14 protein-coding genes are annotated in these 14917 nt (G+C 73.2%); 6 read left to right on the top strand and 8 right to left on the bottom strand.

Going from position 1 to position 14917, the window contains the following annotated elements:
* The first annotated feature begins 11 nt into the window (after window positions 1–11).
* Together EV383_RS00875 and EV383_RS00870 are read left to right on the top strand one after the other, a co-directional pair.
* Entirely contained in the window at window positions 12–785 is a 774-nt protein-coding gene (locus tag EV383_RS00875; protein WP_165438188.1) for a class I SAM-dependent methyltransferase, read from the top strand.
* A 14-nt stretch (window positions 786–799) separates the two neighbouring features.
* Window positions 800–2740, top strand: a complete 1941-nt coding sequence (locus EV383_RS00870; protein ID WP_165438187.1) for an arabinofuranosyltransferase — start codon at window positions 800–802, stop codon at window positions 2738–2740.
* A gap of 12 nt (window positions 2741–2752) precedes the next feature.
* Here EV383_RS00870 and EV383_RS00865 read toward each other — a convergent pair whose 3' ends face one another.
* From EV383_RS00865 to EV383_RS00850, 4 genes are all read right to left on the bottom strand, one after another.
* Window positions 2753–3532, bottom strand: coding sequence for a maleylpyruvate isomerase N-terminal domain-containing protein (locus EV383_RS00865; protein WP_130288134.1), 780 nt, complete (start codon window positions 3530–3532; stop codon window positions 2753–2755).
* A 104-nt stretch (window positions 3533–3636) separates the two neighbouring features.
* Entirely contained in the window at window positions 3637–4032 is a 396-nt protein-coding gene (locus EV383_RS00860) for a VOC family protein (RefSeq protein WP_130288133.1), read from the bottom strand.
* Window positions 4033–4131: 99 nt separating this feature from the next.
* Entirely contained in the window at window positions 4132–4860 is a 729-nt protein-coding gene (locus EV383_RS00855; protein ID WP_130288132.1) for a hypothetical protein, read from the bottom strand.
* 171 nt (window positions 4861–5031) lie between these two features.
* A complete protein-coding gene (locus EV383_RS00850; RefSeq protein ID WP_130288131.1) occupies window positions 5032–5913 on the bottom strand; it encodes a glycosyltransferase family 2 protein in 882 nt (293 codons plus the stop codon).
* A 291-nt stretch (window positions 5914–6204) separates the two neighbouring features.
* On the opposite strand from EV383_RS00850, the gene EV383_RS00845 reads away from it, so the two are divergent.
* The gene (locus tag EV383_RS00845) at window positions 6205–7317 is read left to right on the top strand and encodes a hypothetical protein (protein WP_207223394.1); all 1113 of its coding nucleotides are present in this window, start codon (window positions 6205–6207) and stop codon (window positions 7315–7317) included.
* Window positions 7318–7383: 66 nt separating this feature from the next.
* On the opposite strand, the gene EV383_RS00840 is transcribed toward EV383_RS00845, so the two are convergent.
* Window positions 7384–7842 carry a MarR family winged helix-turn-helix transcriptional regulator gene (locus EV383_RS00840; RefSeq protein ID WP_130288130.1) on the bottom strand — a complete coding sequence of 153 codons (459 nt, stop codon included), beginning with the start codon at window positions 7840–7842 and terminating at the stop codon, window positions 7384–7386.
* A gap of 70 nt (window positions 7843–7912) precedes the next feature.
* On the opposite strand from EV383_RS00840, the gene EV383_RS00835 reads away from it, so the two are divergent.
* Complete coding sequence (locus EV383_RS00835) at window positions 7913–8863, top strand: NAD-dependent epimerase/dehydratase family protein (RefSeq protein ID WP_130288129.1); 951 nt, start codon at window positions 7913–7915, stop codon at window positions 8861–8863.
* 24 nt (window positions 8864–8887) lie between these two features.
* On the opposite strand, the gene EV383_RS00830 is transcribed toward EV383_RS00835, so the two are convergent.
* Genes EV383_RS00830 through pseB form a run of 3 tightly spaced genes read right to left on the bottom strand, consistent with a single transcriptional unit; the run spans window position 8888 to window position 12484 of the window.
* On the bottom strand, window positions 8888–10360 hold the full coding sequence (locus EV383_RS00830; protein WP_165438186.1) for a lipopolysaccharide biosynthesis protein: 1473 nt from the start codon (window positions 10358–10360) through the stop codon (window positions 8888–8890).
* Between the two features lie 7 nt (window positions 10361–10367).
* On the bottom strand, window positions 10368–11501 hold the full coding sequence (locus tag EV383_RS00825) for a DegT/DnrJ/EryC1/StrS family aminotransferase (protein WP_130288127.1): 1134 nt from the start codon (window positions 11499–11501) through the stop codon (window positions 10368–10370).
* Entirely contained in the window at window positions 11501–12484 is a 984-nt protein-coding gene (gene pseB / locus EV383_RS00820; protein WP_130288126.1) for a UDP-N-acetylglucosamine 4,6-dehydratase (inverting), read from the bottom strand. Before pseB ends, EV383_RS00825 begins: the two co-directional genes overlap by 1 nt.
* A 36-nt stretch (window positions 12485–12520) precedes the next feature.
* Here pseB and EV383_RS00815 point away from each other — a divergent pair, with 36 nt between their 5' ends.
* Window positions 12521–13282: a cytidylyltransferase domain-containing protein gene (locus EV383_RS00815; protein WP_130288125.1), complete on the top strand. Its 762-nt coding sequence runs from the start codon at window positions 12521–12523 to the stop codon at window positions 13280–13282.
* A complete protein-coding gene (locus EV383_RS00810; RefSeq protein ID WP_130288124.1) occupies window positions 13282–14853 on the top strand; it encodes a bifunctional UDP-2,4-diacetamido-2,4,6-trideoxy-beta-L-altropyranose hydrolase/GNAT family N-acetyltransferase in 1572 nt (523 codons plus the stop codon). The genes EV383_RS00815 and EV383_RS00810 overlap by 1 nt, the downstream gene beginning before the upstream one ends.
* The last annotated feature ends 64 nt before the right edge of the window (window positions 14854–14917 follow it).

The following is a 14917-nucleotide window of genomic DNA, read 5'->3' as shown; positions in this document are numbered from 1 at the left end:
AGAACCCCGGTTTGGACGCACTGCCGGAGTACGAACGGACCACCCTGCGGATGGTCGAGCGACGGCGGCTGGCCACCGGGTTCGCCAAGCAGATCGCGCTGACGACCGGGCCGTTCCTGGACAAGCCCTTCTCCGAGTGCGACGTCGTCGACGTCGGCTGCGGGTACGGCTACACCGCGCTGGAGCTGGGCAAGCTGTGCCGCACGGTGGTCGGGATCGAGCCGAACGGGGCGCTGGCCGAGGAGGCGAACCGGCTCGCGGCCGAGGAGGCCCCGAACTTCACGTTCCGCACCCAGTCGATCAACGACTTCGACGACCGCGAGCGTTTCGACGTCGCCGTGCTGGACAACGTGCTCGAGCACCTCGACGCCCAGCCGGACGCCCTGGAGCGGATCGCGAACGCGCTGCGCCCGGGCGGGGTCGCCTACATCCTCGTGCCGAACAAGCTGTGGCCGATCGAGGCGCACTACGCGCTGCCGTTCCTGAGCTGGATGCCGGTGCCGCTGGCCAACCGCTACCTGCGCCTGACGAAGCGCGGCCACGACTACACCGATGCCAGCTACGCGCCCGGGTACATCCGGATGCGCAAGCTGCTCGCCCAACGGCCCGAGCTGGAGGCGACGTTCACCGTCCCCGGTGACGTGTCGCTGGCCGAGGGCGGCGGGTCGAAGATCTACACGCTCGGGGTCGCGGCGCTGCGTCGGTTCCCCGCCCTGTGGGCGATCTCGAAGGCGTTCCTCGTGGTGGCCCGCAAGCGGACGCCCGTGGGACAGCAGCCGGGGTGACGGGACCCGTCACCGTGTCCGAGGTACCCCCCGGCTGGGAGCGCACCCGGGACAGGCCCGCCCGTGGCCCCTCGGTGTGGCGCGTGGCCGGTGAGCTGCCCGTCGCCGCGGTGGTCGCGGTGGGGGTCAGCGCCGCGATCCAGCTCGTGGTGGCGCGGCTGCCGATCCCGGCCGGGACGAACGTCGGGCTGGCGCTGACGGCGGCGTCCGGGTTCGTCGTCGCGGTGCTGCTGGCGCTGGCCGGGCTGGCGCACCGCCGTCGTCCGACGCTGACCGCGCCGCTGGCCTGGATCGGGCTCTCCGCGCTGTCCACGGCTCCCCTGGCGCTGCTGCTGGCGAACACCCGGCACTACCTGTTCGGGGTCTCCGGGGACCAGTCGTTCCGGGTGCAGTTCCTGACCCGCTTCGCCGACTCCGCCCGCCCGGCCGACTTCGCCTACGCCGACATCCCGCCCTACTACCCGACGGCCTGGTTCTGGGTCGGCGGGCGGCTCGCGGACCTGTTCGGGGTGGAGGCGTGGGCGTTCTACAAGCCGTTCGCGATCGCCACGATGGCGCTGACCGGCGTGCTCGCCCACGTCCTGTGGTCGGCGATCTCCGGGCGCCTGCGCGCGCTCGGCTTCGCGACCGCGACGGTGCTGGTCGGGCTCGCCCTCGCGCCCTACACGCCGTACTCGTGGCTGACCGCCGCCCTGATCGCGCCGGCCGCGGTCCTCGGACTGCGCCTGGCCGACGCGGCGCGCGAGCCCGAAAGACGGTGGGCCGGTTCGGCGGTGGTGCTCGGGCTGATCGCCGGCGTCGCCGGGGTGACCCACACCCAGATGTTCTACTTCCTCGGGCTCGTCCTGGTCGTGATCGTCGTCGACGGCCTGGTCCGGACCCGGGAGGCGCGCGGCCGCTACGCCCTCGCCCTGCTCCGCAGCGCCGGAGTGCTGCTGCTCGTCGCGCTGCCGTTGCTCCTGCTGAACTGGACCCCGTACCTGCTGGCCCGCCTCGGCGGGGCGCGGGCCGGCGGCGACGCGGCGCAGAGGTTCCTGGCCCAGACCGGGTCGACGTTCCCGCTGCCGATGCTGGAGGCGACCGCGCTCGGCGGGCTGTCGCTGGCCGGGACGGTGTGGATCGTGCTGCGGTTCCGCCGCGACCAGGTGGCGCGGGCGCTGGGCTGGACCGTCGCGTGCGGCTACGCCTGGTACCTGCTGTCCACGTTCGCCCTCGCCGCGGACACGACGCTGCTCTCGTTCCGGATCGAGCCGGTCATCGGTACGGCGCTGGCCTGCGGCGCGGTCGGACTGGCCGCGGACGGGGTGCGGGTCGCGCGGGCCCGGTTCCCCGGCCGCGAGCTGGGCGCCCGGATGCCGGCGCTGGTCGCCGTGCTGGCCGCGGCCGCCGTCGTCGCGCAGGTGCAGACGGTCCCCGAGACCTACTCGTGGTCCACCTCGGCGCAGAACGGCGACTACTACCCGGACGGGACGAAGCCGAACGGCACCCGCGTCGACACCGAGGCCGGCGCCTGGAACGGCGAGCTGACGTCGACGATCGACGCGCTCACCGGCCGCCCGGCCGACCAGGTCGTCGTGCTGAGCAACACCTACGCCCCGCTGACCTACCGGCCGTACTGGTCCTACCAGGCCACGAGTGCCCAGTACGCGAACCCGCTGGCCGACTTCCCGGCCCGCACCGAGGAGGTCAAGCGGTGGGCGACGTCGCCGACGCCGCTTGACCTGCTGGCCGCACTCGACTCTGGGCCCGCGCGGCCGCCGTCGGTGTTCGTGTTCAGCCGCGGCGGGGCCGGTGAGCTGCGGATGGGCGTGAGCTACGACCGCTTCCCGGCCGGCGGCGCCCGCACCGAGGCCGTCGTGTTCGATCCGCGCCTGTTCGAGGACCCGGCGTTCGTGCGACGCGACGTCGGCCCGTTCACCGTCGTCGTGCGGCCGGACGTGCCGCCGGTCGGGTAGGTGCCGGAGCCGTCAGGCGAAAGAGACGCGGTCCAGCCAGAACCGGAGCAGGTCGGAGTCGCCCTCGACCGTCACGTCGAGATCGCCCGGGGCCTTTCGCCGGAAGATCATCAGGAGCAGGTCGGTGACCGGGCCTCGGACGGTGGTCGTGGCCGTCTCGTCGCCGGTGGTGCGGCCGAAGTCGAGCCGGGCCCCGGTCATGTCCATCATCCAGCGGCCGCCCTCGCCGCCGTCGAGCAGGATCGTCCGGCCGGGTCCGAGCAGCTCGCGCTGCTCGGGGTGCACGTCGAACATCATCGGCAGGCTGCCGAGCTCACACCACTCGTCGATGCCGTCGGCGGCGACGTCGTCGGCCAGGTCGAACTCGGCGCCGATCACGAGCTGGGCGTCGGCACGATGCATCACGGTCTCGTGCGCCATCCGGCGGGCGTGGAACGTCGCCGTGGCGAGGCCGTCCGGGATCGGGGTCCACGCCGGACCGTCCGGGCCGGCCCTGCGCAGCGTCGCCGCGAGCTGCTCGGCGCCGTCGGCGAGCCAGTCACCCAGGGCCACCGGGTCGGTGTCGGTGTGCCCGGTGACCTGCCGGACGGCGTCCTGGGGCGGCGGGGTGTCGGACGGGACGGCGACCGTCGCCCCGATCCAGCGGTGCGCCTCCCCGACGTGGCGCAGCAGCGCGTTGACGTCCCAGCCCGGGCAGGACGGGACGGGCGCGCGCTGGTCCACGCCGGGCAGGGACGCCCGCAACAGCCCGGTCTGGGTGACGATCTCGGTGCAGTGGCGGTCGAAGTCCACGGTGGTCCCCTCGTCGGTGTGGGCGCCCGTTCGGCGCCGTCACCGATCGGTCGGAGCCGGCCGGGCGATCTCGACATAGCCCGGCCCTGCTCCGGACCCCGGGGTCAGGGCTCGACGACCGTGATCACGTTTCCGTCCGGGTCGCGCAGCATGAACATCAGCGGCGCGCCGGGGGTCTTCTCCGGCGCCGGGTCGATGTCGATGCCGTCGATCGCGCTGAGACGAGCGTGCTCGGCGAGGGCGTCCGAGCTCTCCACACCGATCGCGGAGCCGCCGGGCGAGTCGAACATCGGCGGGTTCAGCGCCAGTCGCGCGGTCGAGCCGGGCGGGGCCACCTCCAGCCAGCGGTACTCGCCGTTCTCGCCGAAGCTCGTGTCGCCGCGAACCTCGAAACCGAGGGTGCCGGTGTAGAACGCCAGCGCGGCGTCCTGGTCGGCGACGGTGAACATCACCACGCCGATGTTGTTGAGGGTGGTCCGGGTTGTCGTCTCGTTAGCCATATCGATGTGACCGGCGGAACGAGTACAACTCATCGGTCCGCCGCCACTCTCATCGCTCGAACCGCAGCACACCGGGATGCCCGATCTCCGGCGTGGACGTCAAATTCCGTTGATGCTGTTCAGACGCGCAGTGGCGTCGTCCAGGTGGCTGGTCATGTCGTTCATCTCGGTTGTCGACATGTTGATCAGATCAGGGTCGAGCTGCTGGGCACCCGCCACGCAGTACGCCGCCGAACGGGCACCACTCGCCAGCGCTGCGGACCACGACGACTGCACCTGTACATCCGGGACCGGTGTGAACGCCTGGGCCGACTCGATGTCGTTCTGGAGCGAGTAGCAGGCGGACATCATGCCGGAGACGTCGTAGCGGCTCGCCGCCTCTCCCACCGAGGTGAGGTCACCGCTGATGGTGGTCAGGTGCTGCAAGCCGCCGCCATCGCGCCACTGGGCCAGCAGCTGCGACGTCGAGGGGGCCGGCGGTGCGACGGGTGTCGCGACAGGAGCCGGGGAGGTACCGGTCGTCGCGAATCCGATCGCGATCGCCGCTGCAACGCCCAGAATCGCGAGCACCCCCGCCGCCACTGCACCGATGAGGCCGGCGCCGGGTCGTGCCGCGTGAGCCGGTGCCGACGGCACAAGACCGGAAATCCGCACGGACCCCGGACCCGATGCGGGTGCCTGCGTCGCTCCGGGAACGAATGGCGCGGATCGCTGCTGCGGCACGATCGTCATCGCACTGGTGGCGTCGTCCGGCGCGGCCGTCGAGACGGCGGGTCCGGTCGCATCGGGCCTACGTGTCGGCTGCTGGGGAGGAACGGTCGAGGTCATCGTCGGCCCATCTCGGATAGCGGTCAGTTGACCAGCAATCGCCTGACCGGCAGTCCCTTGTTAGCCCGAACGCCCACACCGACCGTCGGGATCAGCAGATTTGGCGACGATCACGCCTTCTTACTCGGATCCTCCGGGCAGCCCCATCTGCCGAGCCGGGCAGCGCTCGGTTCACCGGCCGGTTGTATGACCGGCCAGCACCCGCAGCGCACGCCCGTCGCGACGGGCCAACGCGCCCGGGATCTGCACCGCGGCGTTGAGGCGCGAGGAGAAGTGCCACCGTGCGACGGCCGCGGCCTTGTGCCATCCGCGGTCGTGCATCCGCTGCGCCTCGGCGGCGAAGAAGCGCTTCTCCTCCGGGAAGCGGTTCCCGGCCTGCGCCCCGGAACCGGAGTCGCTGGTGCGGTGACGGCGGTAGCGGAAGCACACCTCGTCGTCGACGACCATCCGCCCGCCGGCGGCGATCACGTCCAGCGGCAGAGCCAGGTCGAACACGTCCGCCGACTCCGGGATCGTGATCTCCTTGATCGCGCTCGTCCGCCAGCACAGCGACGGGTTGTAGAGCCAGTTCCCGCGCAGCAGGCTCACCGCGAGCGGCTCGCCGGACACGACGCGCGGACCGGTGCCCCGGGGCGCGAGCATCGCCTTGACCCGGTCGGCCAGCGGGCGGACCGGTGCGTCGTTCTCGTCCATCACCTCGACGCCCGGCTGCACCACAGCGGAGCCGGGGGCGGACTCGTGCAGGCCCAGCACGGTGTCCAGGTAGGACGGGAGCATCAGGTCGTCGGCGCCCATCATCACGAAGAACTCGCGCTCGACGTAGCTCAGGCACAGGCGGTTGTTCGGCTGCGCTCCGAGACGCTCGGGGTTGCGGAGGTAGCGCACCCGCTCGTCGTCCAGACCCGCGAACCAGGGCTCGACCGTGTCGTCGGGGTAGCCGTCGTCGACGACGGTGAGGCGCCAGTCGGTGCGGCGCTGCTCGAGCACGCTGCGCACGGCCCGGCGCAGCAGGTCCGGGTCCCCGAAGAACGGGAGCATGATGTCGACGGTCATGGCCTCGTTTCCCGTGCGGTGCGCGACTACCCGGGCGACGGTAGCGACCTGCCGGTCGAACCCGACGCGGCAGGTGCCCGCGGGACCTTCCGAACGGTGTGAGCCGGCCAGTGGGCCGCGCTTTGCACTGCACACCCCCATGCGTCCGGGTCCTGGACGCGTAGAGGTGTGCAGAGCAAAGCCCCGTCCGGGGGTGCACAGCCGGGACGCGCGACCGGCGTCGATACGATCGGGACCCGGTGGCCGCGGGACGTGACGGACACCAGCCCCGACCGGACACACGGAGCCTGCGTGGACATCCAGAACCACTACTACGGCCACTCGGCCGTGATGGCCGCCTACGCCGGGCTGTCCCGCCCACGGCACGTCGCCGGGTTGCTGCAGCACGGCTGGACGGCGACGTCGCCGGTCGACGCGCACTTCGCGGACTTCCCGCAGGTCGGGCGCGACCCGAAACGTCGGCGGCTGCTCGTCTGGTCGCACTCCTCGCGGGCCTGGTCACCGTCCGGCGAGGACCGGCCGACCACCGCCGTCGGAGCGCCGGTGCTCTATCTGGAGCGGCTCCTGCAGGCGCAGGGCTGGCGGCGTTCGGACCGTCTCGGGCCGGTGTTCGTCCCGTTCCACGGCACCCGGCTGGTCCGGGTCACGGGGGCACACCGGGAGCTCGCGGCGCAGGTCGCCGACGTCGACGGGCCGTCCACGGTGTGCCTGCACTCCGAGGACATGACCGACCCGGAGATCACCTCCGCGTGGGCCGCCGCCGGGCACCGCCTGGTCACGGCCGGCCGCCGGGACGACCCCGCGTTCCTGCTGCGGATCATGCACCTGGCCGGGAACGCGAGCCGGCTGTCGTCGAACCGCCTGAGCACCGCCGTGTTCTACGCCGCCGCGATCGGCACCCCCGCCGCCGTGTGGGGTGACCCGCTGACGTTCGGTGCGCAGAGCGAGAGCGCGTTGCAGGCGCTGCGTGAGGGCTGGCCCGAATTTCATCCGACGCAGCTCCACGGCGTCGCGTCGCGGTCGGCGGCCACGAGCGCGGAAGACGCCGCCGCCACCGCCCTCGCCCGTGCCGAACTGGGCGCCGACTCCCTGCTGGAACCGGACGCGCTGCGGGAGGCGATGGGCTGGACCGGTCCGGCGAGCCCGGGCCCGGCCGCGCAGTACTGGGCCGCGTCCCCGCTGGCCAAAGCCGCGATGGTGCTGGGACTGACCAAGCGCACCGAGGAAAGCACCGCGGCGATGTCCGCGGGCGGGTTCAGCCCGATGCTGTGGCTGCGCCACCCGCTGTCGCACCTGCCGCGCCCGCTCCCGAAGGGCCTGGACACCCCCGTCACGACGGTGGAGCCCCTCCCCGCCGAACGGTTCCCCGCCGAAAGCCCGGCCCCGGACACCGTCACCTCCTGACGGGACCGTCGAGCGACGCTCCCTCGCTCCGGATCCGGCCCGCGACAGCCACCGTGCGTCGCTCGATCACCGCGGCGGAGCGGGCGGGTCGGACGTCACGAGTGTGTGCAGCGACTCCCTGAGATGCTGCGCGGCCGCCGCGCTGATCGAGGCCAGGAACGTGCGTTCGGCCTCGTCGTGGGCGTCGGAGGCCCGGCCGAGCGTGTCCCGCCCCGCCGCGGTCAGCTCGACCACGTTGCGACGCCGGTCGTCGGGATGCGGCCGGCGCGACACCAGTCCCTTGCGCTCGAGGCCGTCCAGCAGCGCGACCGTCGTGGTGCGGTCGATGCCCAGGCGCTGGGCGATCTGCTGCTGGGAGGCCGCCTCGTGGCTGGCCAGGGCGAGCAGCCCGCCCAGCTCGCGACCGTTGATGCCGTACGGGTCCACCGCCGCGTCGCCGATCTCGACCATCCGCAGCTGCGCGTGCTTGAGCAGGTAGGTGAGATTCCGGCGCAGCTCCGGGGGCGGCCCCTCCGTGGTGGACATCCCCGAACTCTACCGCTAGCCTGATCGTCAGTACTACTGACAATCAGTAGAACGACAGAAAGGCGGAAAGATGATCCTGGTGACCGGAGGCCTCGGTTTCGTCGGCTCGCACACGGTGCGGGCCCTGCTGGAGCAGGGCGAGTCCTGCGTGCTGGTGCAACGCCGCGCCGCGGAGGCCCCGACGAGCCTGGCCGGCGCGCCGGTGGACGTGACGGTGGAGCAGGCCGACATCGGAGACCTGGCGACGCTGCGCGCGATCGGGGACCGTCACGACATCACCGGCATCGTGCACCTGGCCGGACCCATGCCGTGGGCGACCGGGGACGAGCGGCCCGTCGACGACGTCCGGACCGCGCTCGACGGCCTGCTCAACATCGTGACGGTGGCCCAGGAGTGGGGCGTGCGACGACTGGGCGTCGCCAGCACGATCGGCGTCTACCACGGCGTCGACGCCGAGGGCCCGCTCCGCGAGGACATGCCGTTGTCGATGACGTCGGGGCACCTGATCCCGGCGTTCAAGAAGGTCGGCGAGCTGCTGGGCGACCACCTGGCGTCCGCGACCGGTCTCGACATCGTGAACTACCGCATCGGTGCCATCTGGGGCCCGCTCGGGCATCCTGTCGACCTGTTCTTCCCCGTGCCCCACCTCGTGCACTCCGCCGCCCGCGGGACCGCGCCCGACCCCGCCCAGCTGACGAACGCGCACGCCGAGGACGCGATCGACCTCTGCTACGTCCGGGACTGCGGGCGCGCCATCGCGCTCCTGCAGACCGCCGACCACCTCGAGCACCGCACCTACAACGTCGCCTCCGGCCGCGCCACGACCAACGCCGAGGTCCTCGACGCGATCCGGACGGTCGTGCCGGACTTCGCGGTCGAGCTGCCCACCGGTGGGTCCGGCCGTCGGAACCACCTGGACATCTCGCGTGCTCGGAAGGACGTCGGCTACCAGCCCGAGTACGACACCGAGCGCGCGGTGGCCGACTACATCGGCTGGCTCCGGGCCGGCAACGACCGGTGAGACGCGGCGGACCGGGAGGCGGCCTCAGCGGGTGAAGATCCGCCGCACCAGCAGGAGGAACAGCCCGCCCAGGGCCACCGCGAGCACCAGCCGCACAGTGATCCACAGTGCTCCGGTGAACGGCAGCGTGGCGCCGAGCCCGCAGATCACGATCCCGCCCAGCACCGGGCCGGTGAGCACGGCCTCGCGCCAGCTCGTCGGCGAGACACGGCGGCGCAGCAGCGCGGTGCCGATGGCCAGGCACAGGTAGGTGATCGGGAACCCGGCCGCGACGGCGGTCAGCCCGCCGACCTGGGCCACTCCGAGCGAGATCAGCACCCCGACGGCGAGACTGATCGGGCTGGCGAAGGCGAGGCCGGTGCTGCGCGAGGACGCGAAGACCAGGTGCACGTTGGCCAGGTAGGCGACGCTGATCACCGAGCCGACGGTCGTGATCCCGACCGCGACGACCAGCTCGGACGGGCCGAACGAGGCCGGCGCCAGGATCTGCAGCACCCACGGCGACAGCAGCGCGACGCCGCCGGCGAGCACCGCCGTCACGCCCGCGACGTCCTTCGCGGTGCTCTCCAGGGCGGCGCCGCGGTGCTCGGCCGAGGTCCGGTAGATGACCGGCGCCCAGGCGTTGTTCAATGCCGAGGTGATCATGGCGGGCGCGCCGCCGATCAGCAGCGCGATCTGCAGGCGTCCACCGGCGGCCGTGCCGAGGTACCGCGCCGCGACGAGCACGAGCGCGCCCTGGGCGAGGAACAGCGCCACCAGGTGCGGCACGGCGGGCAGGCCGACCTTGAGAGCGTGGGAGAAGTCGCCGGGCTCGCCGCGGGGGCGTCCGCCCCGCAACGACAGCGCGATCCCGCCGATCCCGGCCAGCAGGTAGCCGGCCATCAGGCCGAACAGGTAGTCGTTCGCGTCGCTGCCGCGGAACAGCACCAGCAGCAGGCCGATCGCCGGGCCGCCCAGCGTCGCGACCGTGGACAGCGCGACGAACGGGACCGGCCTGTCGAGTACACGCAGGAACGACTGCGCGTTGAGCATCGTGCCGAACCCGGCGGCGGCGATCACCGCGAACGCGAGCCCGGCCCGCCAGGGCGTGCCCAGCACCGGTTCTCCCCACAGCGGCCCGGCCAGCATCGCGATCACCAGCAGCGCTGTGGAGATCGCGCTGCCGCGCAGCACCAGCGCGCGGGCGCCGTCGGCTCCGGAGCGCTCCATGATCCCGTGCCGGGTGATCGACGCGGCCATCCCGAGCCCGCCGACCATGGCCCCGACCTGCACGACCTGCAGCGCGATCGCGACGACGCCGTACTCGGCGGCGCCGAGCAGACGGGTCACGAACGGCGTCACCAGGACCGCGGCGAGGATCGGCGCCGCGCTCGCGATCGTGTAGAGCGACCCGCGACCCAGCACGTCCTTGCTCGCACCCGCCGCCGACGCCGCGCCGTCACCCGCATTCGGCTGCGCGGGGAGCGGGGTGGTCGCCGGGGTGTGCGGGTCGGTCATTGACGCGTCAGCCCCCGTACCCGAAGAACTCGCGGACCAGCGCGGACACGCGGTCCACATCGTCGTCGGCCAGCGCCGGGAACAGCGGCAGCGAGACCTCCTGGCGGTAGTACTCCTCCGCAACCGGGCACAGGCCCCGCCGGTAGCCGAGGTCGGCGAAGACCGGGTGCCAGTAGGCCGGCACGTAGTTGACCTGCACCCCGATCCCGCGCTCGCGCAGGAACTCGAACAGCGCCCGCCGGCGGCCGTCGAGGACACGCAGCGGGTAGAGGTGCCAGGCCGGTTCGGCGCCCTCACGCCGCGACGGGGTGCGCACCTCGGCGACGTCGGCGAGCGCGGTGTCGTAGCGGGCGTGGATCTCCGCACGACGGGCGGAGAACGCCTCCAGCCGGGTCAGCTGGCTGGACCCGAGCGCGGCGAGCACGTCGGGCAGCCGGTAGTTCAGCCCGAACGCGTGCACCTCCTGGTGCCACGGGCCCTCGTCGGGGAACCGCAGTGCGCCGGGATCGCGGACCAGGCCGTGGTTGCGGAACGAGCGCGCCCCGGCGGTGAGGGACTCGGACGGGGAGACGACGGCGCCGCCCTCGGCCGTCGTCAGGTTCTTGGTCGGGAAGAACGACAGCGTGGTCAGGTCGGCGAGGTCGCCCACCGGGCGTCCCTGCCAGCGCCCGCCGACCGAGTGCGCGGCGTCCTCGAGCAGCAGCGCCCCGGCGTCGTGGGCCAGCGCGCGGAGCGGCTCGGCGTCGATCGGATGCCCGGCGTAGTCGACGCCCGCCACGACCTTCGTCGCCGGCGTGAGCGCGGCCTTCGCGGCGCCCGGGTCGAGGTTCCCGGTGTCCTCGCTGACGTCGGCGAAGATCACCCGCGCGCCCAGCAGCGCCGCCGCCGACGCGGTCGCGACGAACGTCAACGGGCTGGTCACGACGTCGTCACCGGGTCCGATGCCGGCGGCGGCGTAGGCGACGTGCAGGGCGGCCGTCCCGGACGTCACCGCGACCACGCCGTGCCCGCCGGAGTGCGCGGAGAGATCGTCCTCGAACCGGGTGACGGCGGGACCGGTGGTCAGCCAGTCCGAGCCGAGCACCGCGGTGACGGCCTCGACATCGTCGTCGGAGATCGACTGCCGGCCATAGGGAAGCACTAGTCCAGCGCCTCCACCATCTCGCGCAGCTGCGCCGGGGTGAGCCAGAGGTCGTTGGTGTCGGAGCGGTAGGCCTGCCCGTCCGGTACCGCCTCGCCCTCCGGCGGGGAGGTGTAGCCCCAGCCGGCGATGTAGGGCTCGACGACGTAGCGGTCGGCCAGCTTGAGGGTCCGCCGCGAGTCGTCCCCGGCGATCATCTCCTCGTGCAGCTTCTCGCCCGGACGGATCCCGATCTCGTGGGTCGCCGCGCCGGGCGCGATGGCCTCGGCCAGGTCGGTCATCCGCATCGACGGGATCCGCGGCACGTAGAGCTCGCCGCCCTGCATCATGTCGAACGAGTCGATCACGAACTGGACCGCGACCGGCAGCGTGATCCAGAACCGGGTCATCCGCTTGTCCGTGAGCGGTAGCGACTGCCCCTCGGCGGCCAGGCGCTTGAACAGCGGCACCACCGACCCGCGCGAACCCAGCACGTTGCCGTAGCGGACCACGGAGAACCGGGTCTCGTAGGCGGCGGCGTAGTGGTTCGCGGACACGAACAGCCGGTCGGCGCAGAGCTTCGTCGCGCCGTAGAGGTTGATCGGCGACGACGCCTTGTCCGTCGACAGCGCCACGACCTTCTTCACGCCCGAGTCGATCGCCGCCTCGACGACGTTCTGCGAGCCCTCGACGTTGGTCCGGATGAACTCGAACGGGTTGTACTCGGCCGTGTCGACCTGCTTGAGCGCCGCCGCGTGCACCACGTAGTCGATCCCGTGCATCGCGCGGCGCAGGCGGGCCTGGTCGCGGACGTCGCCGAGGAACCAGCGCAGGCGCGGGTCGTCGCCGAACAGGTTTCGGCACTCGTACTGCTTGAGCTCGTCGCGCGACAGGATGACGAGGCGGCGCGGGTCGTACCGGTCCAACAGCTCGCGGACGAATGCCTTGCCGAAGGAGCCCGTACCGCCCGTGACCAGGACCGACGAGCCTTCGAGTACCGACATCACGCCTCCAGAACCGGGGCCGTTCCCCTGCACGGCATGATGGCACGCGCTCGGAACGGCGAAGGGATGCAGGTGCGGGTCAACGCGGTGGTCCAGGCACGGACGGGGTCGACCCGCCTGCCCGGCAAGGTGCTGCGCCCCCTCGGCGGGCGTCCGGTGCTGGACTGGGTGGTCGGTGCCGCGCAGAAGGCCCCCGGCGTCGACGAGGTGGTGGTCGCGACGTCGACCGACCCCGGTGACGACCCGGTCGCCGAGCGCGCGGCCCACCTCGGCGCGGCCGTCGTGCGCGGTCCCGAGGACGACGTGCTGGCCCGCTTCACCCTCGCCGCACGCGAGCACCCGTGCGACGCCGTGGTGCGACTCACGGCCGACTGTCCCCTGCTCGACCCCGAGCTGGTCGGGCTCGTCGCGGCCGCCTGGCGGCAGGCCCCCGGGCACGACTACGTCGCGACGACGCTCGTCCGCACCCTGCCCCGCGGACTGGACGTCGAGCTCGCCCGCGCCGACGCGCTGCGGGACCTCGACGCGACGGCGACCGGCTACGACCGGGTGCACGTCACGTCCGGTCTCTACGGCGAGCCGGAGCGCTTCCGCTGCCTGGGCCTGGTCGTCTCCCCCGCCGCGAACGACCTGCGGATCACCCTGGACACCCCCGAGGACGCCGACCTCCTCGACGGGCTGGTCGAGGCCCTCGACGGACGCACCGGCTGGCGGGACGTCGTCTCCGTGCTGCGCTCGCGTCCCGATCTCGTCGCGCGCAACGCGGACGTGCGGCAGAAGCCGCTGGAAGCGGGCTGATGCGGCTCCTTCTGCGCTGCGACGCCGGACCGAGCACGGGCGTCGGGCACGCGGTGCGCTGCGCTGCGGTGGCCGAGGCGGCTCTCGCGGCCGGGCACGAGGTGGTGTGGTCGGGACACCTCGACGGGCTCGACTGGCTGTGGGGCGGGCTGAGCCCCGGCGGCCTGCCCGGGACCGTTCTCGCCCCGTCCGACGACGCCGCGTCGCTCACGGCCGTGGCTCGTGAGGTCGGCGCCGACGCCGTGCACGTCGACCACTACCTGCTCGGCACCGACCTGCGGCCGGCGCTCGACGCGGCCGGGATCGTGCTGTCCACCGTGGAGGACTTCGCGACCGGCCGCCGTCCCGGTGACGTGGTGGTGGACCCGAACCTCGGCGCCGACACCCACCCTCGACCGGACGACGGCTCCCCCGTGCTCCTGCGGGGCCCGCGCTACGCGCCGCTGCGGGTCGCGGCCCGGGAAGCACGGTCGGTCCGGAACGGCGCTGCGCCCGGCGAGGTCGCGCGAACGGCCACCCGGCCGACGGGAGCGGACGGTGCCGGCCCGGCGCCCGGGGTCGGCGCCGAACCGCGCGTGCTGGTGGTGATGGGTGGCACCGACGCCGCGGGGCTGCTGCCGCGCGTCGTCGCGGCACTGGACGCGACCGGAGCGCCCGCCGAGGTCGAGGTCGTCGTCCCCGCGGGCCGGGATCTCCCGCTGCCCGGCGCCGGTCCCGCGCGTTTCCGGGCGATCGCGCCGGTGTCCGACCTGCCGGCCGCGATGGCGGGGGCCGACCTGGTGATCAGCGCGGCCGGGACGACCGTGTGGGAGCTGTGCTGTGTCGGCGTCCCGATGGCGCTGGTCCGGGCCGCGGACAACCAGGTCGAGGGCTACCGCGCCGTCGTGGGGGCGGGGGCCGGGCTCGGGCTGGGCGGTCCCGGCGACGTCGCCGACACCGCGACCGCCGCCGCCACGCTCCGGCCGCTGCTCACCGACCCCGGCCTCCGCGCATCGTTCGCGGCCCGTGCACGCACCGTCGTCGACGGGCGGGGTGCCGAGCGGATCGTGTCCGCCGTCGCCGATGCGGTGCACGACCGCCGGAAGCGGGACACCGAGCCCTCCGACGCCCCGACGATCTCCGCGCGGCCGGCCACCGAGGCGGACGCCGAGCTGCTCCTGGCCTGGCGCAACGACCCGGAGACGCGGCGGTGGTCGCGGGCCTCGGAGGAGGTCCGCCCGGAGCAGCACCGGGCGTGGTTGCGCAGTTCCCTGGAACGCACCGATCGGCTTCTGCTGGTCGTCACCGACGCCGGCGGCCCGGTCGGCACCGTGCGCTGGGACCGGGAGGACGACGGCTGGGAGGTCTCGATCACGGTCGCACCGGACCGTCGAGGCGCAGGATCGGCCGGGCCGCTGCTCGCCGCCGGGGAACGCGCCCTGCGGGAGCGCACCGGTCCCGGTACGTCCGTGATCGCTGTCGTGCACGCCGACAACGCCGCGTCCGCACGGCTGTTCGCGCGGGCCGGGTACACGTCGTCGGACGGACCGGACGCCGACGGGTTCGCCACGCACCGGCGTCGACTGGCCTGATGCCCCTCTGCTCCGCGATCGGGTCACCCCGGTCACGGCGCGCAGGTCTTCGCGGCCTGCGATG

Origin of the sequence: Pseudonocardia sediminis, from assembly GCF_004217185.1 — a bacterium.
Classification (GTDB): domain Bacteria; phylum Actinomycetota; class Actinomycetes; order Mycobacteriales; family Pseudonocardiaceae; genus Pseudonocardia; species Pseudonocardia sediminis.
This window is presented reverse-complemented; position numbering and strand designations above follow the sequence as displayed.